Origin of the sequence: Paucibacter sp. TC2R-5, assembly GCF_025717605.1 — a bacterium.
Taxonomy (GTDB): Bacteria; Pseudomonadota; Gammaproteobacteria; order Burkholderiales; family Burkholderiaceae_C; genus Paucibacter_A; species Paucibacter_A albus.
The window spans coordinates 57,003-79,704 of sequence record NZ_JAJIRQ010000003.1; the positions used below are offsets into that span (position 1 = coordinate 57,003).

The following is a 22,702-nucleotide window of genomic DNA, read 5'->3' on the forward strand; positions in this document are numbered from 1 at the left end:
CGAGAATGAGCCGCAAGCCCGCCCGACGATCCGCCCTTCCCAATGACCGCTCAGCTCCCTGCCCTGCCCATCCTGGTGGCCGATGACGATGCCGCCGTGCGCAGCACCTTGAGGATTTTCCTCAATAGCGAGGGGCTGGACTGCGAGCTGGTGGCCTCGCCGGCCGAGGCCTTGGCGGCGCTGGCGCGGCGCGAGTTCGGCGTCATGCTGGCCGATATGAACTACAGCCGCGACACCACCTCAGGCGCAGAAGGCCTGAGCCTGATCGCCCAAGCCAATGCCGTCGACCCGCAGCTGCCCATCATCGCGATGACCGCCTGGGGCACGGTCGCGCTGGCGGTCGAGGCGATGCGGGGCGGGGCCAGTGACTTCATCGAGAAGCCCTGGGACAACAACCGCCTGGCCAGCATGCTGCGCAATTTGCTGGCGCTGCGCCAAACGCGCCAAGCCAATCAGCGGCTAGCGGCCAGAAATCAATTGCTGAGCGCCGAGGGCCAGAGCGAGCGGCCCTGGATAGCGGCTTCGCCGGCAATGCAGTCCTTGATGGCGCAGGTGGAAAGGCTCAAGGATGCCGGCGTCAATCTGCTGATCACCGGCGAAAACGGCACCGGCAAAAGCCAGCTCGCACAGGCCATCCACCGCGCCTCGGTGCGCGCCCAAGCGCCTTTCATCAGCGTCAATATGGGCGCCATCCCCGACACCTTGTTCGAGAGCGAGATGTTCGGCCATGAGAAAGGTGCGTTCACCGATGCCCGCCAGACCCGCATTGGCCGCTTCGAGTTGGCCGATAGCGGCACGCTATTTCTAGATGAGGTCGGCAACATCCCTTTGAATCAGCAGGCCAAGCTCTTGCAGGTGCTAGAGGGCGGGCAGTTCGAGCGGCTCGGTTCGGCCAAGCTGCGCCGGGCCGATGTGCGCCTGATCGCGGCCAGCAACGCGGATCTGGCGCAGATGGTTGAGCTTGGCAGTTTCAGGCGCGACCTGCTTTACCGGCTCAATAGCGTGCAGTTGCATCTGCCGCCGCTGCGCGAGCGCGGCGCCGACATTGTGAGCCTGGCCGAGCATTACCTGGCCAGCCATGCGCGGCGTTATCAGCGCCCGGCTAAGACGCTCAGCCCCGCCGCCAGCGAGGCGCTGTTGCAGCATCACTGGCCGGGCAATGTGCGCGAACTGGCGCACTGCATGGAACGCGTTAGCTTGTTGGTTCAGCAACAGTTGGTGGAGCCCGCCGATCTGGGTTTGAATGGGGCAACAGCGCCGGTCGCCACGGCGGCCTTCGATGCGGGCGAGTTGACGCTGGAGGAGGCCGAGGTGATCTTGATACGCACGGCGCTCAAGCGCGCTGGCGGCAACGCACCGCAGGCCGCTCAGGCGCTAGGCCTGAGCCGCTCGGCCTTCTATCGCCGGCTCGAAAAGTACCGCTTGTGAAGTCATACCCGGGCTTTGCCAAGCGGCTGGGGCTCTGGGCCTTGGCCGGCGGCGCGCCGGCCTGGGGCCTGGCGAGCTTCTTTATCTGGCAGCAAGCGTGGCTGATCTACCCCAAGATCCTGCTCTGGCTGCTGTGCAGCGGCGCATGGCTGGGGGCCGCTTGGGGCCTGGCGAGGCGGGCCGAGTTTCAGCTCCAGACCCTAGGCAATGTGGTCGAGGGCATCGCCTCGGGTGACTACAGCCAACGCCTGCGCAGTGCCAGTGCGAATGAGCAGTTAGGTGAGCAGATCAATGCCTTGGTCGACACGCTGCATCGCCAGCGCCTGCGCGCGGAAGAAGCGCACTGTCTGGTGGACGCCGTCTTGCAAGGCATCGACGTGGCGATCTTTGCGTTTGATGAGCAGGCTAGTCTGCGCCTGGCCAACCCGGCCGCATTGGCGCTGTTGCTGCGCGACAAGGACGCGGTGCTGGGCCGCAGCGCCGCCGAGCTGGGCCTGGCCGCGCTGCTGACGGCCAACACCGCCGTCTTGAGCGAGCATGTGTTTGCCGGCGCGGCCGGCCTGTGGCGGCTGCGGCGCCTGCCCTATTCGGTCGATGGCCGCGAGCAGACCTTGCTCTTCGTCACCGACCTCAAACAGGTGCTGCGCAGCGAGGAGCTACAAGCCTGGCGACGCCTGCTGCGGGTCTTGAGTCATGAGGTCAATAACTCGCTGGTGCCGATCTCAAGCCTGAGCGCCACCTTGCGCCGAGTCAGCGCGGCAGCGGATGACAGCGAATCCAAGCAAGCCGATCTGGATGAAGGCCTGGGCATCATTCACGAGCGCGCGCAACATCTGGCGGAGTTCGTACGCCGTTACGCCAGGCTCGCACGCCTGCCCGAGCCGCAAAAGCAGCTGTTCGATCTGGCCGCCTTGCTGCGGCGCTTGCCGACCATGCTGCCCGAGGCGGGGCTAAGCTTGACGATCGCGGGCGACTGTCTTGCGCCGATGCCAAGCGAATTCAAACTGCCCTTCTTCGGTGACCCGGTGCAGATCGAGCAACTCTTGATCAATCTGCTGAAGAACGGCGTCGAGGCCGGCGGCGCGCCGCTGGAGCTGCGCTGCCAAGTCCAGCCTCTGCAGTTGAGCGTATTGGACTGCGGCCCGGGCATCGCCAATCCGGCCAATCTGTTCGTGCCCTTCTACACCACCAAGCCCGAGGGCGCGGGCATCGGCCTGGTGCTCTCCAGGCAGATTGCCGAGGCCCATCAAGGCAGCTTGAGCCTTGAGCCGCGCCGGGATGGGCCGGGCCGGGGCTGCGCGGCGATCTTGCGTTTCAGCGCCATCGTTCAAGGCGGCCGCTGAAACCGCTGAGGCCGAAACTCACCGCAACCGGCCTTGGCCCCGGCAGCCCGAGCAGGCCGCCTTGTTTATCCAAAACGGCTATTTTGAGTGGCAACTTCGCTGGGCATGCCGCGCACCAAGCACTAAGCTCTTGGCCATGAAAATTTCTCCCGCCTCAGAGGCGCCCCACTACCTGGTCATCACGGTCGGCACGACCGGCGACATTCATCCGATGATGAGTCTGGCCAAAGGCTTGCAAGCGCTTGGCCGACAGGTCACTTTCATCACGCACAGCTTCCATGCGCCCCTGCTGCGCCAGGCCGGCATCCCCTGCATGGGTTTGGGCTCGGACGAGGAATACCTGCGCTTGCTGAACAACCCCGACATCTGGGATGCCAAGAAATCCTTCGGCGCGCTCTTGTCCAGCGGCTACCGCGAGGGACTGGCGCAACTGTTGGACTTGCTTCGGTCACTGCCGCCGCAAACACCCAAGGTCGTGATCAGCCATCCCTTCTTGGTGCCGGGCGCGGCCATGGCCCGCGAGCTAGGTCTGGTCGATTCGGTCGTGGCGGCTTATCTGGCACCGTCCAATTTGAAGACTTGCTTTGATCCACTGACCATAGGCCCGACCTCGGTGCCGACTTGGGTGCCGATGGCGTGGCGCCGCGCACTTTGGCGCCATATCGAGAAAGGTTGGATTGACCCGGTGGCGCTGGCGCAGGTCAATGGGCTGCGTCGGCCGCTGGGGCTGACGCCGGTTCGATCTTTTCTCGGGCATATCGCCGCGGCGCCCGATTTGTCACTGACGCTGTTCCCGTCCTGGTTTGCGCCGCGGCAGCCGGATTGGCCACAAGCGCTGATCGAAGGCGATTTTCAGTTGTTCGAGGCCGGCCCAGCAAAGGAGCTTGATGAGGAACTGTCGGCCTGGCTGGCGGCCGGAGAGCGCCCATTGGTGTTCACGCCCGGCACCGGCAACCTGCATGCCGAAAAGTTCTTTGCCTGCGCGCTGGCGGCCACCCAAAAGCTGGGCGCACGCGCCATCTTCTTGAGCAAAGAGCGGGCGCAGATACCGGCGCATCTGCCCGACTCGGTGCGCTGGCAAGCCTATGTGCCGCTGGCCACGCTGCTGCCGCGGGCGCGTGCGTTGATCCACCATGGCGGCATTGGCACCACGGCCGAGGCGCTGCGCTGCGGCACGCCGCAATTGCTGACGCCCTTCGCCTGGGACCAATTCGACAACGCCGCCCGTGTGGCTGCACTGGGCGTCGGTCGGGTCATCCCGGCCAAACGCCTGACGGCGGCCAAACTGGCAGGCGCACTTGCTGCCCTTTCTACGTTATCCGGCTCCGCCTCCGTGCAGGCGCGCTGCGCGCAAGTGGCGTCGCACTTCGACCGCCGCGCGGATGCCAGCGCCTTGTGCAGCCAAATCGAACATTGCTTGCTGACAAGTTCCAAACAACCTTCTGCTGTATCCACCGCGCCAGGCGTTTTCCAATGAACGACTCCGAAAAACAGTCCGACAGCACGAGCTCCGCGCTCAGCGTGCCTGAACGCCTGCTGCTGGCGGCCAAGCAGTTCTTCTTGTCCGATGACTACCACCAGGTCAGCACCCGCCGGATAGCCGAGGCGGCGCAGGTCAACACCGCGATGATCCGCTACTACTTCGGCAACAAGGAGGGTCTGTACGAGGAGATGATCCGGGCTGCGCTGACGCCCATACTCGACGCACTCGACAGCGATACCTTGACGACCCGCCAAGGCTATATCGACTATCTGCGCACCTACTACCGCACGATGTCGGCCACGCCGGAGTTGCCCAAGCTGATGTTCAAGGTGGTAGCGCTCAGCGAGGGGCCGGGCCGACGTTTCGTGCAGCAACTGCTGGAGCGCGGCCAAAAACGCGGCGCCCGCCGGCTGGATGAAATGCAGCAAAGCGGGCTGGTGCAAGCCGGGCTTGACCCGGACCTGCTGCGCCTGGCCTTCACCAGCCTCGCCATGATGCCCATGCTCTTGAAGGAGAACTTCGAGGCGCAGATGGAGCGGCCTATGGACGAGGCCTTTCTGGATCGCCTGGCCGAATTCAATGGCCAGATGTTTGCGCAGGCCTTGACCTCGGAGGCCACGCAGAGGCCCGCGGAGCATGCGCCATGAAGGCCTGGTTGTTTCGGCAGGCGATGGCCAGCGAGCGCAGGCGCGCCGGGCTGACCATGCAGCGTCGCCAGCTGTCTTTTGGCCCCATGGCCTATCTGGACAGAGGCGCTGCGGCTGAGGCAGTTGCGGGGGCGGGTGCACCCAAGCCGCACGACGTGCTGCTCTTGCTGCATGGCGCTTGCGCGGACCACAGCACTTGGCTGCGCTTTGCCCGGGCATTGGGCCCGCAGCGGCGCTTGTTGCTGCCCGATCTACCGGGCCATGGCGAGAGTACTGCAGCGCCAGACATGGATCTGGGCATTGCAGCGCAGGCCGAGCGTTTGATCGAATGGCTGGGCAGCTTGGGCGTCAGCCGCTTGCATCTGGTGGGCAATTCGATGGGCGGCGCGCTGGCACTGCGCTTGGCACAGCAAAGGCCGCAGTGGGTCCAATCGCTGATCCTGATCGACGCGGCAGGCGCCGAAAGCCGCCGCAGCGAGCTGCGCGCCCATGTCGAGCAGGGCCACAAACATCCGATGATCGAGGTCGACAGTCTGGCCGACTACCGCGCCATGCTGGACTGGGGCATGGCCAAGAAGCCATGGCTGCCCAGCTTCGTGATGCAAATATTGCTGAAGCACAAACGCCAGCGCCGCAACATCGAACGCCGACTCCTGGCGGACCTGGAACGCGATCAGGATCAGCGCGCCGGCCTCGCCAGCATCCGCGCCCCGACGCTGATTCTGTGGGGCGGGCTAGACCGGGTGCTGCATGTCGCCGACGCCGACCTGCTGGCCTCGGCCATCCCGGGCAGCCGCAAACACATCTTTGCCGACCTCGGCCATGTGCCCATGGTGGAGGCGCCCGACTTGGTGGCCGCCCATTGCCGCGAGTTTTTGCGGGAGCTGTCGCCCTGAGGAGTGGACGGCGCGGGCGATGGCCAGCGCAAGCCTTGCACGGCCCCGGCGATGCACAGCGCGGCCCTGTGAAACAATATCGCCATGAAAATTTCCGCCCCCTGCATCGTCTCCCTGCGCTGGAGACTCGAAGACGCCCAAGGTCAGTTGATCGACGAGTTGGAAGATCCGCTGGAGTTCTTCTATGGAGGTGATGACTTGTTCGCCAAGGTTGAAGAGGAGTTGGCCGGCCAAGAAGCCGGTTTCGAAGCCAGCATTGCGCTGGAACCCGAACACGCATTTGGCGACTATGACTCCAGCCTAGTTTGCTTTGAGGCGCGCAGCCTCTTCCCTGACGGTGTCGAAGCCGGCATGCAGATCGAAGGTCTGCCCGAAGGTGCCGTCACCGAAGGCATGGCGCCCGGCATCTACACCGTCACCGACGTCTATCCCGAGCATGTGGTGCTGGACGGCAACCACCCGCTGGCCGGCGTGGGCCTGCGCATGCATTTGAAGGTGCTGGACGTGCGCGAAGCCAGCGAAGAAGAGATCGAAGCCGGCAGCCTCGGTGAAGCCATTTTCCAAGTTGGGAATCCTGAGTCGGGCGCGCCACCTGACGCCCAATTGCATTGACCAGCGTTTGACAGCAGCAGCATGACTGAGCCCCAATCGTTCTCGGTCTCCAGCGTCTATCAGCAGCTTGAGCAGGCTTTGCGCGAGCGCGATGTCATTCTCGAGACCGCCGGCGTGGGCATTGTTTTTGTCAAACAAAGGCGCGTCAACAGGTGCAATCAGCGCTATGCCGAGATCTTCGGCCACGCTCGGGCGCAAGACATGCTGGGCTTCAGCAGCGTCGAGCTTTACCCCGACGAGGCCGCGTTCAAGCTGTTGGGTGCGCAGGCCTATCCGGTGCTGGCCACCGGTCAACGCTTCAAAACCGAACGTCTGATGAAGCGCCTGGGCGGCGAGCAATTTTGGTGCAGCCTGACCGGGCGCCTGGTCAACCCCGCTGACGCCAAGGAGGGATCGATCTGGATCGTCGACGACATCAGCGAGCAAAAAGCCGCCGAGGCTGAGTTGCTGTCGATCACGACCGGCCAGCGTTTGATTTTGGACCATGCGATGGTCGGCATCGTGTTCCTGCGCGATCGTCAGGTGACACAGTGCAACCGAAGCTTCGAGGAGCTATTGGGCTACGCGCCGGGAGAGCTCGACGGCGGCTCCTCGCGCCAGTGGTATCTGAGCGACGCCGACTGGGAAGCCGCTGGCCAGCAGTGTTATGCGCCCTTCGCTGCAGGTCATGCCTTCCAAGGCGAGATGATGCTGCGCAAGAAGGACGGCTCGCCAATCTTCTGCGAGGTACGCTCCAAGGCCGTGGATCCAAGCAATCTGGCCCTGGGCTCGATCTGGATCACCATGGACATCAGCGCCCGCAAGGACGCCGAGGCCGCACTGGTGCAGGCCAAACAACAGCTCGAACAAATGGTGGCCCAGCGTACCCAGGAGCTCAATGCCTCGGTCAAGGCGCTGGAGCAGAAAGTACTGGAGCAGCAGGCCGCCGAGGCGCGCATTCAACAACTCGCGCATTTCGACACGCTGACCGGCCTGCCCAACCGGGCCTTGCTGAATGAGCGCAGCAACCAGGCTATCGACATCGCCAAGCGCCACAGCAGCACGCTGGCCCTGCTCTTCCTCGATCTGGATCATTTCAAGAACGTCAATGATTCGCTCGGACACCGTTTTGGTGACGAGTTACTCAAGGAGTTGGCGCGCAGGCTCAAATCGGCGGTGCGCGAGCAAGACACGGTCTCGCGCCTGGGCGGCGACGAATTCATCCTGGTGCTGCCCGGCGCCGACGCGGCTGGCGCCGCCCATGTGGCTGCCAAAGTGATGGATCTGGCCTGCCAGGTCTTTCAAATCGAACAGCATGAGATCACGGTCACACCTTCGATCGGCGTGGCGCTGTATCCACTCGACGGCCTTGATTTTGATGCGCTGTGCCGCTGCGCCGATGTGGCCATGTACCGCGCCAAGCAGGACGGGCGCAACACCTACCGGTTTTTCACCGCTGAGATGCAGGCCGAGTCGGCCCGCATCCTGCTGCTGGAAAACGCCTTGCGCCGCGCGCTGGAGCGCGATCAGCTGAAGCTGCACTATCAGCCACAAATCTGCATGACGAGCGGCCGAGTGATAGGGACCGAAGCCTTGCTGCGCTGGCATCACCCCGACCTGGGCACCATCAGCCCGGCAGAATTCATTCCGATTGCCGAGGCCAGCGGCCTGATTCTGCAAATCGGCGAGTGGGTGCTGCGCACCGCCTGCCTGCAGCTCAAGGACTGGATGATGCAGGGCTTGGCGCCCATCATCATGGCCGTCAATCTGTCCTCGGTGCAGTTCCGCCGCGCCGACCTGCCGTCCCTGGTCAGCCGCATTCTGGACGAATGCCAGCTAGCGCCCGCGCTGCTTGAGCTGGAACTGACCGAGGGGGTCGCGATGAACGATCCGCTCGGTGCCATCGCGGTGATGAATGACCTGCATGACCGTGGCATTCGCATGTCGATCGACGACTTCGGCACCGGCTACTCTTCGCTCAGCTATCTGAAAAAGTTCCGCGTTTACAAGCTCAAGATCGACCAGCAGTTTGTGCGCGACCTCAGCGATGACCCCGAAGACCGGGCGATTGTGAGCGCCATCATCAGCATGGCCAAAAGCCTCGGCCTGCAAACCATCGCCGAGGGCGTGGAGACACAGGGCCAGCTGGACTTTCTGCGTGAGCAAGGCTGCAATGAAGTACAGGGTTACTTGTTTGCCAAACCGATGCCGGCGGAAGAGTTCGGCCCTTTCGTGCAAGCGCGCACAAGATAGCTGCCAAACTTAAGGGCAAGCTGGCACGCTGGCTTGTAAGCCATTGCGCAAGCAGCCATGGCCCGCTTCTGCCAGACTACCCCCATGAATCAAATGCGCAAATCCAATTTAGTCATCAGCGCTGCCTTAGCTGCCGGCCTAGCTTTGTCCAGCGGTTTTTCCTCGGCCCAAACGCTGCGCTGGGCCTGCGCCGGCGACCCGCTTACGCTGGATCCCTACGCACAGAATGAAACCCTAACAAACACCGTCAACGGGCAGATCTACGAATTCCTGGTCACCCGCGACAAGCAGCTCAAGCTGGTGCCGCAACTGGCGACCGAATGGAAACAGACCGGGCCGCAGAAATGGCTGCTCAAGCTGCGACCAGGCGTGAAGTTTCATGACGGGCGAGCTTTCACAGCCGACGATGTGGTGTTCTCCATCCAGCGCGCGCGCCAGCCCAGCTCGCAGATCGCCATGTATGCCAATGCCGTGGGCGAGCCGCGCCGAGTCGACGACTTGACGGTCGAGTTCAACCTGCCCCAGGTCAACCCGATTTTTCTGCAGCATCTCAGCACCCTCTACATCATGAGCCGGGGTTGGGCCGAGGCCAATAAGGCGACCAAGACGCAAGACTTTGCCAGCAAGGAAGAAAGTTATGCCGCCTTCCACAGCAATGGCACCGGCCCTTTCATTTTGGTCAGCCGCGCACCCGACAGCAAGACCGTCTTCAAGCGCAATCCGAATTACTGGGGCCAGATCGAAGGCAATGTGCAAGAGGTGATCTACACCCCGATCAAGAGCGAAGCCACACGCACAGCGGCGCTGATCTCGGGCGAGGTGGACTTTGTGCTCGACCCCGCGCCACGCGACTTGGCCCGACTGGCGCAAAGCAGCGGCCTGAAAATCATCAGCGGGCCCGAGAACCGCATCATCTTCATTGGCCTCGATCAAGGCCGTGACGAGTTGCTGTCCGGCAGCCCCAAGGGCAAAAACCCCTTCAAGGACGTACGCGTGCGGCGCGCGCTCTACCAGGCCATCGACATCGAGGCCATCAAGACCCGCTTGATGGACGGTCAGGCTGCGCCGACTGGCGCCATGGTGCCCTCGCCCTTGGGCAGCTTCAATGATCCGACACTGGAAGCGCGCCTGCCTTTCGATCTGGCGGCCGCCAAAAAACTCTTGAACGAGGCAGGCTACGCCAGCGGCTTCGAGTTCACGCTCGATTGCCCGAACAATCGCTACGTCAATGATGAGCGCATCTGCATGACGCTGGCCTCGCAATGGGCCAAGCTGGGGCTCAAGGTCAAGGTCAATGCCCAACCCAAAGCGCTGTTCTTCAACAAGATCGAAAAACTCGACACCTCGGCCTATCTGTTCGGCTGGGGCGGCGCCATCACCGACCCGGAAAGCATCTTCACCAGCCACTTCCGCAACCGTGGCGAGAAAGGCATCGGCGAATACAACCGCGGCAACTTCAAGGACGATGAGCTTGACGCCGTCGTTGCCGCCTCCAGCCGCGAGCCCGATGAAATCAAGCGTCAGCAACTGATCAAACAAGCGCTCAAGCGCATGGCCGAGCAGGTGCACTACATCCCGCTGCACCGCCAATACATCCCCTGGGCGGCGCGCAGCAATGTCACGGTCGTGCACAGGCCGGACAACTGGCTGGAATGGCGCTGGATCACGGTTACACCCGCGCCCAAGTAAACAAGGTAGATGGGCTGATGGTGCCGCTCGGCGCCCCTACAAGCCGCGAGCAGCAACTGACAAGACAGGCGTGACATGCGTTTTGCAGCGCATCTTTGCGCTCGCCCTGCGTTTTTCTCATATGCATAGAAGAACTTCTTGGTTCACGCGCCCTGCCTGCTTGCCTACAGTGGCGCTGAACCTTATGCATAAGCTTGCTCTCAAAGCTCCCCTCAGCCCATCACCGAACCCTCTGTATCCATGAACGCCATCCGACGCCACTTCTCCCTCGCGACCGCAGCCCTGCTGCTGAGCGCTGCCGGCCTGACCCAGGCTCAGGCCCAAGTCTCTTTGCTCAATGTCTCCTATGACCCGACGCGCGAGCTGTATCAAGACTTCAACAGCGCTTTTGCCAAGCATTGGAAGGCCAAGACCGGCGAGACCTTAACGGTCAAGCAGTCGCACGGCGGCTCCGGCAAGCAAGCGCGCTCGGTGATCGATGGCCTGGAGGCCGATGTGGTGACGCTGGCCCTGGCCTATGACATCGACGCGCTGCACGACAACGCCAAGCTGCTGCCCGCAGACTGGCAAAAACGATTGCCTCACAACGCATCGCCCTACACCTCGACCATCGTGTTCCTGGTGCGCAAGGGCAATCCGAAGAAGATCACGAACTGGCCGGATCTGGCCCGCTCGGGTATCGATGTCATCACGCCCAACCCCAAGACTTCGGGCGGCGCGCGCTGGAACTATCTGGCCGCCTGGGGCTATGCCTTGCAACAACCCGGCGCCAATGCCGACAGTGCCAAAGCCTTTGTTAAACGCATCTACGCGAACACCAAGGTCTTGGACTCGGGCGCGCGCGGCTCGCTGACCACCTTCACCGAGCGCGGCATCGGCGACGTGCTGATCTCATGGGAAAACGAAGCCTATCTGGCCGTCAAGGAGTTGGGCCCGGACAAGTTCGAAATCGTGACACCCAGCCTTTCCATACTGGCCGAGCCGCCGGTGGCCGTGGTCGACAAGGTGGTCGACAAACGCGGCACGCGCAAGCAGGCTCAGGCCTATTTGGAATACCTCTACACAACGGAAGGTCAGGAGATTGCCGCCAAGCATTACTACCGGCCGCGTGACCCCAAGGTGGCGGCCAAATATGCCAAGCAGTTCAGCCAGACCAAGCTGATCACGGTGGACGAAGTCTTCGGCGGCTGGCGCGCGGCCCAGAAGACGCATTTCGCCGACGGCGGCTACTTCGATCAAATCTACACGCCCGGTCGCTGAGAGCCAAGCCGGCCTTTTTAGCCTTTTAGCGATTCAGCGCCGGCTCAAGCCTTGCCAGTTGAACCGAAGCCCGCCTCACCGCGCTGCGAGGCATCGGAAAAATCATCGACGATGCGAAATGCCGCCTGCACCACCGGCACCAAGACCAGCTGCGCAATGCGCTCCATCGGCTCAATCACAAAAGCGGTCTGACCGCGATTCCAGCAGCTGACCATCAGCTGACCCTGGTAGTCAGAGTCGATCAGCCCGACCAGATTGCCCAGCACGATGCCATGCTTATGGCCCAGGCCCGAGCGCGGCAGGATGATCGCGGCCAGACCAGGGTCGCCAATGTGAATGGCCAGTCCGGTCGGGATCAGCGTGGTTTGGCCGGGCTCCAGGGTGATGGCGGCGTCCATACAGGCGCGCAGGTCGAGGCCGGCGCTGCCAGGGGTGGCGTAGGCGGGCAATTGCTCGGCCATGCGGGCATCAAGCACTTTCAGGTCAACCGTGGTCATTTGCTTTTGGTCTTCTTTTCAAAACGCTCGGAGATCTCACGCACCAATTCGCGCGCCAGGCTGAGCTTGTCGTTATGGGGGATTTCGCGCTCACCGCTGGCATCAATCAGCAGCAGCGCGTTGTGGTCGAGGCCAAAGGTGGCCGGACCGATATTGCCAACGATCAGCGGCACGCCCTTGCGCAGCAGCTTGGCGCGACCATGCTTGAGCAGGTCCTCGCTCTCGGCGGCGAAGCCAACACAAAACGGACTGTCGGCCAATTTGGCGACTGAGGCCAAAATGTCCGGGTTCTCCGTCATGCTCAAGCTCGGCGGGCTGCCACTGCCATCCTTTTTGATCTTGTGCAATTGCACGGCCGCCGGCCGCCAATCGGCCACCGCAGCAGTGGCGACAAAGATCTCATGATGCGTCGCCAAGGGCAGCACTGCGTCAAACATCTGCTGCGCCGTCTGCACGTCGATACGGCTGACACCGCGCGGCGTGGCCAGATGCACCGGGCCGGCCACCAAAGTCACCTCGGCACCGGCGTCACGCGCGGCGCGGGCCACGGCGAAACCCATCTTGCCGCTGGAGTGATTCGTTATGCCACGGACCGGGTCGATCGGCTCAAAGGTCGGGCCGGCGCTGATCAGCACACGACGACCCGCCAGTAGCTTGGGCTGAAAGAAGGCAATCACCTCGTCCAGCAACTCGGCCGCTTCCAACATGCGGCCGTCGCCGACCTCACCGCAGGCCTGCTCGCCGCTGCCGGGGCCGAACAGGCTGGCGCCGTCGGCCTGAATCTGCGCCACATTGCGCTGCGTGGCCGGGTGCGCCCACATCTCGCGGTTCATAGCCGGCGCCACCGCCAGCGGGCAACGTTCTATGGGGCGAGCCAGCGCCGTCAAACTAAGCAAATCATCGGCGCGACCCTGCGCCAGCTTGGCGATGAAGTCCGCACTGGCCGGCGCAACCAGCATCAAATCGGCCTCGCGACTGAGATTGATATGCGCCATATTGTTGGGCTCGCGGGCGTCCCACTGGCTGCTTGCCACCGGCCGGTTGGACAGCGCTTGCATCGTCACGGCAGTGATGAAATGTTCGGCCGCTTCGCTCATCACGACCTGCACGGTCGCACCGGCCTTGATGAGCAAACGCGTCAACTCAGCGGACTTGTAGCAGGCGATGCCGCCGGACAGGCCGAGCAAGATGTGCTTGCCAGCAAGGGCATGGGAGTCAGACATGGCAGGCCTTTGTACTCAAGCTTTGCGGCGGAACACCACGTCCCAGACACCATGGCCGAGCTTGATGCCGCGGTTCTCGAACTTGGTCAGCGGGCGATAAGAAGGCGTCTGGGCAAAACCTTCAGCCGTGTTCTCGAGCAGCGGCTCGGCGCCAAGCACTTCCAGCATTTGCTGGGCATAGGGCTCCCAATCTGTCGCGCAATGCAGGTAGCCACCCGGGCGGATGTGCTTGACCAACTGAGCGACAAAAGGCGACTGGATCAGGCGGCGCTTGTTGTGGCGCACCTTGTGCCAAGGGTCGGGGAAGAAGATGTGAACGCCGGCCAGCGAATCGGGCGCAATCATCTGCTCCAGCACATCGACCGCGTCATGCTGAACGATGCGGATATTGCTCAAGCCCCGCTCGTCGATATGTTTGAGCAGCGCGCCGACGCCGGGCGCGTGGACTTCGCAGCCAATGAAGTCGGTGTCAGCGAGTGTTTGTGCGATCTTGGCGGTGGCGTCGCCCATGCCAAAGCCGATTTCGAACACCAGCGGCGCCTCGCGACCAAACACCTCGGCCGGATTCAATCGCTCGGCCTTGAAGGGCAGCACGAACTTCGGACCCAACTCGGCCAAGGCCTTCACTTGGCCCGAGCCCATGCGGCCGGCGCGCACGACAAAGCTCTTGATCGGGCGATGCTGGGCCGGGTCTAGCGGCTTTTCTGGCGCGTTCATTGGCGCATTCTCTGGCGTGTTCTCGGGGGCGGGAGCGGGTGTGGTGTCAGACATGCCGTTGAAGTTGATAAAGACGCGAAGCGGGGTCGGAAGTCTAGCCGACCCGCGCCAAGATGGGCGAGGCCGGCTGCCAGCCGCCGGCGTCTTCGCTCAAATGGCAGGCCGCCTGCAGCTGCGCCACCGCACGTTCGGCGGCAGGCAAATCTGCCGCATGCACAAAAGCCAATGGCTCGCCAGCGCGAACTTCATCGCCCAATTGCCGCATGGCGCTCAAGCCCACGCGGAAGTCGATCACATCACTCGCCTTGCGCCGGCCGCCGCCCAGCTCGACGATGGCAATACCGATATCGCGGGTCTGCATCGCCGTCAAACGGCCGCTGCGCAGGGCCGGCGCCGGGACGATCACCGGCGCGCTAGCGAGATAAGCAGTCGGCCTCTCCAGCAGATCGGCCGGACCACCAAGACCGGCCACCATGCGGGCAAAACGCTCGGCGGCAGCGCCGCTATCCAGCGCTTGTTGCAGTTTCAGCGTCGCCTCGCTTGTGTCGCGCGCCAGGCCGCCCAAGAGCAGCATTTCGGCGCCCAAGGCCAGCGTCACCTCATGCAAGCGTGCATCACGCAGGCCCTCGCCTTTCAAGTAACGGATGGCCTCGGCCATCTCCAGCGCATTGCCGACCTCGCTGCCCAGCACCTGGTTCATATCGGTGATCAAGGCCCGCGTCGGCAGGCCGGCGCCGTTCGCCACTTCGACGATGCTTTGCGCCAAGGCTTGGGCCATCTCGGGCGTGTCGGCAAAAGCACCGTTGCCGCATTTCACATCCATCGCCAAACCCTGCAAGCCGGCTGCAAGCTTTTTGGACAGGATGCTGGCGGTGATCAGCGGCACGCTTTCGACCGTGGCCGTGACATCGCGGGTGGCATAGAAGCGCCCATCGGCCGGCGCCAGATCGGCCGTCTGGCCAATCACCGCGCAGCCGACCTCACGCACTACCCGGTCGAACAAGTCGGCCGACGGTGTGCAGCTGTAGCCAGGGATGGCATCGAACTTGTCGCGCGTGCCGCCGGTGTGGCCCAGGCCTCGGCCCGAGATCATCGGCACATAGCCGCCGCAGGCAGCCACCAGCGGCGCCAACATCAAAGACACCTTGTCGCCGACGCCGCCGCTGGAATGCTTGTCCAGGACTGGCCCCGGCATATCGGGCCAGTTCATCACGCGGCCGGAGCGCATCATCGCGGTGGTCAGCGCCACGCATTCTGCTTTGCCCATGCCGCGCAAAAAAACCGCCATGCCTAAGGCGCCGATCTGACCCTCGCTCCAGCTGCCATCGACCAAGCCGCGCACAAAGTTCTGAATCTGCGCCTCGGACAAGGCCGCCCCGTCGCGCTTGGCGCGGATGATTTCTTGAGCCAGCATAGGCTCGCGCTAGTAAGCGGCGGTCGTTGATGCCACCGCAGCACCCGCCAAAACCGCCTCGATGTCGCCTAACAAGGCGCTGGCACCGAAACGCAGACGCTGCGGGACGATTGCTCCCGCCCCCAGATAAGTCTCGACCAGCTGCAAATAGACCTGCGCATCGGCCACCGTACGGATGCCGCCCGAGGCCTTGAAGCCGGCCGAGCCCAGGCCGCTGAGCTTGATTTCTTTAAGAATCACGCCGGCCGCTTTGGGCGTCGCCGACACTTTGGTCTTGCCGGTGCTGGTCTTGACGAAATCGGCCCCGGCCATCAAGGCGAGGCGCGCGCCTTGTGCGATCAAATCATTCGTCAGCAGCTCGCCGCTTTCGATGATGACTTTCAGCGTCAGCGGCCGCGTTGCGTGGCGCACTTCGGCCAGGAATTCGGCACATTCGACCGCCTGCCCCTGCATCAAAGCGCGGTAAGGCAAGACCACATCGACCTCGTCGCCGCCGGCGGTGGCAATCTCTTGCACATCGGCCAAGGTGCGCGCCAGATTCAAATCACCGGCGGGGAAGTTGGCCACCGCCGCGACTTTGATATGGGCCGGCAACAAGGCACGCGCCTGGGCCACAAAACGCGGCCAGACACAGACGGCCGCGACCGGGCCAAACGGTGTCTGGGCGCGGGTACAAAGTGCTGCGATATCGGCCGGGGTGTCGCCGTCATTCAAGCTGGTCAGATCCAGGCATTGCAAGGCCTGCTGGGCCGCTTTTTTCATCAAACTCTCATCCATCATCAAGCCACCGGCTGCAAGGAAGGCAAGTCGGCCAAGCCGGCCACCACAGCGCCCAGGAAGCTGGCGGCGCGTTCGCCCGACAGGCTGGCTTGCTGCAGCGTCAAGGCATGGGTCAGCGCCTCGGCCGACAGGCCGGCGGCCATATTGGTCATCAAGGCCAGGCCCATCACGCGCAGGCCGGCGTGGCGGGCCAGAATGGTCTCGGGCACGGTGCTCATGCCGACGGCGTCCGCGCCCCAGGCGGCGAACATGCGGATCTCGGCCGGGGTTTCGAACTGCGGACCCAACGCCCAGCAATACACGCCCTCGCCCAGCATCAGGTTTTGCGCTTGTGCGACCTTCTTGGCGTGCGCGCGCAATTCAGCGTCATAGGCATGGCTCATGTCGACAAAGCGCTCGCTGCCCTGCTCGCCCACCAGCGGCGAGCGCTGCGGCGCATTGATATGGTCGCTGATCAGCATCAGGCTGCCGGGGCCCATATTCGTGCGCAAAGAGCCCGAGGCATTGGTCTGCAAGAGCACTTGCACGCCCCAGCGCTTCAAGCTGCGCAAGGCGCCGGCCATGCCGGTGCATTCGCCGCTCTCATAGGTGTGAGCGCGGCCGCGCAACATCACGACGCGCTGCGCGCCTATGCTGCCGACAACGATCTCGTTGACATGACCTTCAACCTTGGGCTGCGGGAAAGCGGCCAGCTCGGCATAAGACAGGTGCTTGGCGTCCTGCACCAAACTGACCGCGCCGGCCCAGCCCGAGCCCAGCACCACGGCCACGGCGGGGGCTGCGCCGAAAGAATCGTTCAGCTTGGCTACCGTGGCGTCGATCGCGATATTGAGGGTCTTGTTATCAATCATTATTTTTTAACTCCACTGACGGTGAGATGTTCGGGGCCGAAACTGAAGGGCAGCAATTCGCCCAGCGTCCATTGCTGTTTGATGCCGGATGTGTCGCCGGCAATGATGAGTAAATCTTGACCGGCGAATTCACGCAGCTTTTGCCGGCAGCCGCCGCAAGGCGTGATCACGTCCGGGCCGGGGCCGGTCACCAGCACGGCGGTGGCACGCTTGCCGCCAGCCATCACCATCGCGGTCAGGGCCGAGGCCTCGGCGCACCAACCTTGCGGATAAGCCGCGTTCTCGATATTGGTGCCGACATGGATGCGGCCCTGCTCGTCCAGCAGCGCAGCACCTACCGCATAGCCAGAATACGGCGAATGAGAATGTTCTCGAGCGCCCAAAGAGGCTTGCAGCAGCTGCGCTTGTACTTCTTGCGTGAGCTTCATTTCTTCAACGCTCCTTCACTTCAACGTTCTTTCACGTACGGCCGACCCAGTGCCTTGGGCGCCAGGGCCTGGCCGATAAAGCCGGCCAACAAAACAACGGTCAGCAGATAAGGCAAGGCCTGGATAAGTTGCACCGGAATCTCGGCACCGCCCAAGCCGGCCGGCAATCCATCGGGAAGACGGGCGCCCTGCATGCGAATCGCGACCGCGTCCAGAAAACCGAACAACAGGCAAGCGAACATCGTCGGCAGCGGACGCCACTTGCCGAAGATCATCGCCGCCAGCGCGATATAGCCGCGCCCTGCCGTCATATTGGGCGAGAAGGCCGCGTTCTGCGCCAGCACCAAGTAACTGCCGGCCAGGCCGCACAGCAGGCCGTTGATCATCAAGGCGGCATAACGCAGACGCGGCACGGACACACCGGCAGCGTCCACCATGGCCGGGTTCTCTCCCACCGCGCGCAGGCGTAGGCCCGGCTTGGTGCGCTCCAGAAAGAACCAGACGCCGGCCACCAGGGCAAAGGCCAGATAAACCAGGATGTTGTGGCTCAAGAGGCCATGGCCGATCACCGCGCCCAGCCAGGGGCCCAAATCCGCCACCGCGCCATCCAGCTCGCTCCAGGCCGGGATCAGGCCGGTCAGGCGCACATCCGCCGCTACCGGCGGGGTCTGCCCGCCCTGTTGGAACCAGGCAATGCCCAATACGACCGTCAGACCTGCCGCCACCATATTCAGCGCCACGCCCGACACCACCTGGTCGCCGCGATGCGTGACACAGGCAAAACCGTGGATCAAGGACATCAAACAGGCCACCGCGATCGCTGCCAGCATTCCCAAGCCGGTCGAATGGCTGACACTGGCGGCGGCCGCTGCAGCAAAAGCGGCGAACAGCATCTTGCCTTCCAGGCCGATGTCCACCACGCCGGAACGCTCAGCAACCAGGCCAGCAAGCGCGCACAACAAGAGCGGCGTGCTAACGCGCAAGGTAGACGCCAACACTGAGCCGATCAATATCTCATCCATGAGCTGGCTCCTTTGGCTTGAGGGCGGCATAAATGCGGCCGAACATTGGCGCACTGACGGTCGCCATCGCACCGGCAAACAAGACGATCAAACCTTGCGCCGTGACCACCATTTCGCGGCTGAAGCCGGGCAACTCGAACGAGACCTCAACACCCCCCTGATAGAGCACGCCAAACAGTAGCGAAGCCAGCACGATGCCGACCGGATGGTTGCGCCCCATCAGGGCGACCGCAATGCCCGTAAAGCCGGCGCCGGCGACAAAGTCCAGCGTCAGCTTGCCCTGCACGCCGGAGATTTCATTGACGGCCACCAAGCCCGCCAAAGCGCCCGACAAACCCATCGCAATCATGATCTGCCAGCGCGGCTTGATGCCGGCGCAATGCGCGGCGCGCGGCGCGCTGCCGACGGCACGCAAAGCGTAGCCGGCCGCACTCTTCCACAAAAACCAGTGCACAAAGAAGCAGGCCAGCAGCGCCAGCAACAGACTCAAGTTAAGCGGCGACGAAGGCAGCTCAAGGCCGAATTTTGCGGCGATCTCATGCAGGGCAGGCATGCGGGCCGACTCAGCAAAGACATCGCTCTCCACCGACATGCTGCCCTTGGGCCGCAGCCAGTTGACCAGCAAATACACATTCAGGCTGGCTGCCAGGAAGTTGAACATGATGGTGGTGATGACCACATGGCTGCCGCGCCAAGCCTGCAGCGCCGCAGGCACCAGGGCCCAGACCATGCCGAACAAGGCCGCGGCCAAGACCAGCAGAGGCAACAACAAGGCGGCCGGCAACAGCGGCCCCAAGGCCAGCGCCAGCAGGCCCAAGCCGATACCACCCAGCGTCGCCTGCCCCTCGCCGCCGATATTGAAGAGCCCACCGTGAAAGGCCACCGCGACCGCCAGGCCGGTGAACACAAAGCTCGTCGTGTAGTAGAGCGTGTAACCGATGCCGCGCGCATTACCCAGCGCACCCTGCAAGAGCACGGTGAGCGCTTGCAAAGGGCTCTGACCAATAGCTAACACGACCAGACCGGCGACGGCCATCGCTACACCCAAATTCCATAACGGCAAGAGGCCGACGTCGATCCAACGCGGCAGCGCGGCGGTTTGGTGCGCGCTCATGCCGAAGCCTTTTCATTCAAATCGGCTTGCGCTGCCATCAGCAGGCCCAAGCTCTTCTCGTCACAGTCGGCAATGTCTAACTCCCCAGTCACTCGGCCACCATTCATCACAATCACACGGTCCGCCAAGGCCAAAATCTCATCCAACTCGCTGCTGACCAAGAGCACCGCGCAACCGGCGTCGCGCAGGGCGCGCAACTGGCCGTGGATGAACTCGATTGCGCCGATGTCAACGCCGCGCGTCGGCTGGCCGACCAGCAAGACCGTCGGCGCTTGCCCAATCTCACGCGCCATCACCAGTTTTTGCTGATTGCCGCCGGAGAACTTGGACGAGCCCAGGTTGACGTCGCGCGGCCGCACATCAAAGCGTTCTTGCATTAGGGCGGTCTGCTCGCGCATCAAGCCTTGGTTCATGCCCAGCCCGGCCGGGCCGCTGCGATAGCTTGGCAGATTCTGATATCCGAGCACGGCGGTTTCCCAGGCCGGGAAGTTCATCACCATTGCGCAGGCATGGCGATCTTCGGGCACATGGGCCAGCTTCAATTCACGCGCCCTGCTCGGCGTCAGCCAATTGCCGGCGGCCGCATCAAAGGGACTGTTGTCGAGCTGCAAGTGGCCCGCCTCGGGCGCCAACATGCCAGACAGCACCTCCAGCAACTCGCTCTGGCCATTGCCCGACACACCGGCCACGCCGACGATCTCGCCGGCATACAAGCTCAGGCTCACGCCGGCCAGAGTCGGCACACCATTGGCGGCGCGCAGGCTCAAGTCGCGGGCTTGCAGGCGCAGCGCCTTTTGAGCGACGACGCCCTCGGATTCCTTGCGGCCCAAATTGACCTTGCGCCCGACCATGGCCTGGGCCAAGTCCTCGGCACTGGTGTCGGCGATTGGCGTGGTCTGCACGATTTGGCCGGCGCGCATCACGGTGACCGTGTCGCACAGCGCCATCACTTCCTTGAGCTTGTGTGTGATCAGCAAAATTGTCACGCCGCTCGCTCGCAAGCGCCGCAGCGTCTCGAACAGTTGCTGGGTTTCCTGCGGCGTCAGCACGGCCGTCGGCTCATCCAGAATCAACACGCGGGCGCCCCGGTAAAGCGCCTTCAAAATTTCCAGGCGCTGCAACTCGCCGACAGGCAGATCGCCGACCAAGGCGTCCAACCTCACATGCAGGCCGGTCTCGGTCATCAAGGCTTGCAGCTTGGCCCGCACCTTGCGCGCGCCGCTGGCCAAGAAGAAGCCGGGCTCCGCACCCAGCATCACATTGTCCAGGCAGCTCAAGGTATCGACCAACATGAAGTGCTGATGCACCATGCCGATGCCCAGGGCGATGGCCTGTTGCGAGTTGCCGATATGGACCGGCTGCCCCGCCACTTCAATCGAGCCCGAGTCGGCCTGGTAATAGCCATAGAGAATGGCCATCAAGGTGCTCTTGCCCGCACCGTTCTCGCCCACCAGGCCATGCACCGTGCCGGCAGCCACGGTCAGGCTGACCTCGCGGTTGGCCTGCACCGCGCCAAAGCGCTTGGAGATCGCAGACAGGCGCACGGCAGGTGCCACAGCGCCCTGGCTTGCTGAACGTTTCATCAGTACTTGCAGGCGCCGTCAGCCATATAGTCAGCGACGCGAATCTTGCCCGCCACGATGTCGGCCTTGATCGCATCGACCTTGGCCTTCAAGGCCGGCGTGACCAGCTTGGCATTGTGTTGGTCCAGCGCATATTCAACGCCGCCGTCCTTCAGGCCCAGCGTCGTGGTGCCGGGCTTCCAGCCCTTGAGCACGTTATAGACCGCCACATCGACGTTCTTAACCATTGAGGTCAGCATGGTGCCGGGCTGCAAATGGTTTTGGTTGCTGTCCACGCCGATGGCCAAGCGGCCGGCATCCTTGGCAGCCTGATAGACGCCAGAGCCGGTGCCGCCGGCGGCGGCAAATACCACATCCGAGCCCTTGGCAAACTGTGCCTTGGCCAACTCACCGCCGCGCGTCGGGTCGTTCCAGGCGCTCGAGGTCGTTCCTGTCATATTGGAGAACACCTCGGCCTTGGGGTTGGTAGCCTTGGCACCCTGCTCGTAGCCGCACTGGAATTTGCGAATCAAGGGAATGTCCATGCCGCCGACAAAACCAACCTTGCCGGTCTTGCTGGCCAACACGGCCATCGCACCGACCAGATAGCTGCCCTCATGCTCCTTGAACAGCAGCGACTGCACATTGGGCAGCTTGACCTCGGCATCGATGATGGCGAATTGGGTCTTGGGGAACTCTTTGGCGACCTGCTCCAGCGCCGAGGCTTGGGCGAAACCAACACTGATGATGGGGCTGGCGCCACGCTCGGCCATGCGGCGGATGGCCTGCACGCGCTGCGTGTCGTTGCTGATCTCGAACTCGAGATAGGGCTTGCCGGTCTCTGCCTTCCAGCGCTCGACGCCCCGGTAAGCCGACTCATTGAACGATTTGTCGAACTTGCCGCCCATGTCAAAAATCACCGCCGGCTTGGTCTGGGCCTGCGCGGCCAGCGCCAACAATGACAAAGCCAGCGCCAGGGCTGTGCGAGCAGGAGGTGCAAACTTCGGGGAAGCAATCATGGCTTGGAGCTTTGGCTAAAAATCATCTGCGCGAAAATCGGCAGAACAGGCATGCTCAGGCGGACCCGAACAAGGACCGTGCATTGTAGGAAATTTGCAGGTCTTCCCGTCTAAAGGAAAACGCTAAACGTTTGCGCACTCGATTTTGTGCGGAAAAACAGCGGTTTTTAGCTTATGCACTTTTGACCTGCACCCTTGCCCCGCGCCTGTGCCGCCCACCTACCAACAGCGACCAACACAGACCAGCATTGGCCGAACTTGGCAAAGTTTTGGCAATCTTTCAGCCAAGCGGCGGCCTTGTCTTGTTGAAGTCGAGGCCAGCAGTTCGGACAGCCCCAAGGGGTTTGCATAGGTCTTGACGCAGCTTCGCTCAAGTACAGTTCGAACTCGGCGCGTAGCCCCCTTCGCCATTCAGGTCCCCCTGACGACTTTTCAACGCATGCGACCTATTACGATTCTCTGCTTGGCCCTCGCCTGCAGCGCCC

General features: G+C 63.0%; 20 protein-coding genes. 9 read left to right on the forward strand and 11 right to left on the reverse strand.

What is annotated here, in order from left to right:
* Positions 1–42 precede the first annotated feature (42 nt).
* The 9 genes from LNV08_RS07215 (at position 43) to LNV08_RS07255 (ending at position 11,590) form a co-directional block, all read left to right on the forward strand.
* Complete coding sequence (locus LNV08_RS07215) at positions 43–1,428, forward strand: sigma-54-dependent transcriptional regulator (RefSeq protein ID WP_263533021.1); 1,386 nt, start codon at positions 43–45, stop codon at positions 1,426–1,428.
* The gene (locus tag LNV08_RS07220; RefSeq protein WP_263533022.1) at positions 1,425–2,771 is read left to right on the forward strand and encodes a sensor histidine kinase; all 1,347 of its coding nucleotides are present in this window, start codon (positions 1,425–1,427) and stop codon (positions 2,769–2,771) included. The genes LNV08_RS07215 and LNV08_RS07220 overlap by 4 nt, the downstream gene beginning before the upstream one ends.
* Before the next feature lie 136 nt (positions 2,772–2,907).
* Positions 2,908–4,248, forward strand: a complete 1,341-nt coding sequence (locus tag LNV08_RS07225) for a glycosyltransferase (protein ID WP_263533023.1) — start codon at positions 2,908–2,910, stop codon at positions 4,246–4,248.
* Positions 4,245–4,901, forward strand: a complete 657-nt coding sequence (locus LNV08_RS07230; protein ID WP_263533024.1) for a TetR/AcrR family transcriptional regulator — start codon at positions 4,245–4,247, stop codon at positions 4,899–4,901. The genes LNV08_RS07225 and LNV08_RS07230 overlap by 4 nt, the downstream gene beginning before the upstream one ends.
* Positions 4,898–5,797, forward strand: a complete 900-nt coding sequence (locus LNV08_RS07235; RefSeq protein WP_263533025.1) for an alpha/beta fold hydrolase — start codon at positions 4,898–4,900, stop codon at positions 5,795–5,797. The genes LNV08_RS07230 and LNV08_RS07235 overlap by 4 nt, the downstream gene beginning before the upstream one ends.
* Before the next feature lie 84 nt (positions 5,798–5,881).
* Entirely contained in the window at positions 5,882–6,409 is a 528-nt protein-coding gene (locus LNV08_RS07240; protein WP_263533026.1) for an FKBP-type peptidyl-prolyl cis-trans isomerase, read from the forward strand.
* A gap of 21 nt (positions 6,410–6,430) precedes the next feature.
* A complete protein-coding gene (locus LNV08_RS07245; protein WP_263533027.1) occupies positions 6,431–8,641 on the forward strand; it encodes an EAL domain-containing protein in 2,211 nt (736 codons plus the stop codon).
* Positions 8,642–8,725: 84 nt separating this feature from the next.
* Positions 8,726–10,330 (forward strand): ABC transporter substrate-binding protein, encoded by a 1,605-nt coding sequence (locus LNV08_RS07250; RefSeq protein ID WP_263533028.1) that lies wholly within the window; start codon positions 8,726–8,728, stop codon positions 10,328–10,330.
* A gap of 240 nt (positions 10,331–10,570) precedes the next feature.
* On the forward strand, positions 10,571–11,590 hold the full coding sequence (locus LNV08_RS07255) for a sulfate ABC transporter substrate-binding protein (RefSeq protein WP_263533029.1): 1,020 nt from the start codon (positions 10,571–10,573) through the stop codon (positions 11,588–11,590).
* A 44-nt stretch (positions 11,591–11,634) separates the two neighbouring features.
* On the opposite strand, the gene dut is transcribed toward LNV08_RS07255, so the two are convergent.
* The 11 genes from dut to LNV08_RS07310 form a co-directional block, all read right to left on the reverse strand.
* Positions 11,635–12,087 carry a dUTP diphosphatase gene (gene dut, locus LNV08_RS07260; RefSeq protein WP_263533030.1) on the reverse strand — a complete coding sequence of 151 codons (453 nt, stop codon included), beginning with the start codon at positions 12,085–12,087 and terminating at the stop codon, positions 11,635–11,637.
* Positions 12,084–13,310: a bifunctional phosphopantothenoylcysteine decarboxylase/phosphopantothenate--cysteine ligase CoaBC gene (coaBC, locus tag LNV08_RS07265; protein WP_263533031.1), complete on the reverse strand. Its 1,227-nt coding sequence runs from the start codon at positions 13,308–13,310 to the stop codon at positions 12,084–12,086. Before coaBC ends, dut begins: the two co-directional genes overlap by 4 nt.
* A 15-nt stretch (positions 13,311–13,325) precedes the next feature.
* A complete protein-coding gene (gene trmB / locus LNV08_RS07270; RefSeq protein WP_263533032.1) occupies positions 13,326–14,027 on the reverse strand; it encodes a tRNA (guanosine(46)-N7)-methyltransferase TrmB in 702 nt (233 codons plus the stop codon).
* A gap of 94 nt (positions 14,028–14,121) precedes the next feature.
* Positions 14,122–15,441: a thymidine phosphorylase gene (gene deoA, locus LNV08_RS07275; protein WP_263533033.1), complete on the reverse strand. Its 1,320-nt coding sequence runs from the start codon at positions 15,439–15,441 to the stop codon at positions 14,122–14,124.
* Between the two features lie 9 nt (positions 15,442–15,450).
* Positions 15,451–16,203 (reverse strand): deoxyribose-phosphate aldolase, encoded by a 753-nt coding sequence (gene deoC, locus LNV08_RS07280; protein WP_263533034.1) that lies wholly within the window; start codon positions 16,201–16,203, stop codon positions 15,451–15,453.
* A 17-nt stretch (positions 16,204–16,220) separates the two neighbouring features.
* Positions 16,221–17,072 (reverse strand): purine-nucleoside phosphorylase, encoded by an 852-nt coding sequence (locus LNV08_RS07285; RefSeq protein WP_263533035.1) that lies wholly within the window; start codon positions 17,070–17,072, stop codon positions 16,221–16,223.
* A complete protein-coding gene (gene cdd / locus LNV08_RS07290; protein WP_263533036.1) occupies positions 17,072–17,500 on the reverse strand; it encodes a cytidine deaminase in 429 nt (142 codons plus the stop codon). The genes LNV08_RS07285 and cdd overlap by 1 nt, the downstream gene beginning before the upstream one ends.
* 20 nt (positions 17,501–17,520) lie before the next feature.
* A complete protein-coding gene (locus LNV08_RS07295) occupies positions 17,521–18,522 on the reverse strand; it encodes an ABC transporter permease (protein ID WP_263533037.1) in 1,002 nt (333 codons plus the stop codon).
* Positions 18,515–19,636, reverse strand: coding sequence for an ABC transporter permease (locus tag LNV08_RS07300; RefSeq protein WP_263533038.1), 1,122 nt, complete (start codon positions 19,634–19,636; stop codon positions 18,515–18,517). Before LNV08_RS07300 ends, LNV08_RS07295 begins: the two co-directional genes overlap by 8 nt.
* Complete coding sequence (locus tag LNV08_RS07305) at positions 19,633–21,219, reverse strand: ABC transporter ATP-binding protein (protein ID WP_263533039.1); 1,587 nt, start codon at positions 21,217–21,219, stop codon at positions 19,633–19,635. Before LNV08_RS07305 ends, LNV08_RS07300 begins: the two co-directional genes overlap by 4 nt.
* On the reverse strand, positions 21,219–22,217 hold the full coding sequence (locus LNV08_RS07310; RefSeq protein WP_263533040.1) for a BMP family lipoprotein: 999 nt from the start codon (positions 22,215–22,217) through the stop codon (positions 21,219–21,221). Before LNV08_RS07310 ends, LNV08_RS07305 begins: the two co-directional genes overlap by 1 nt.
* Positions 22,218–22,702: the final 485 nt, after the last annotated feature.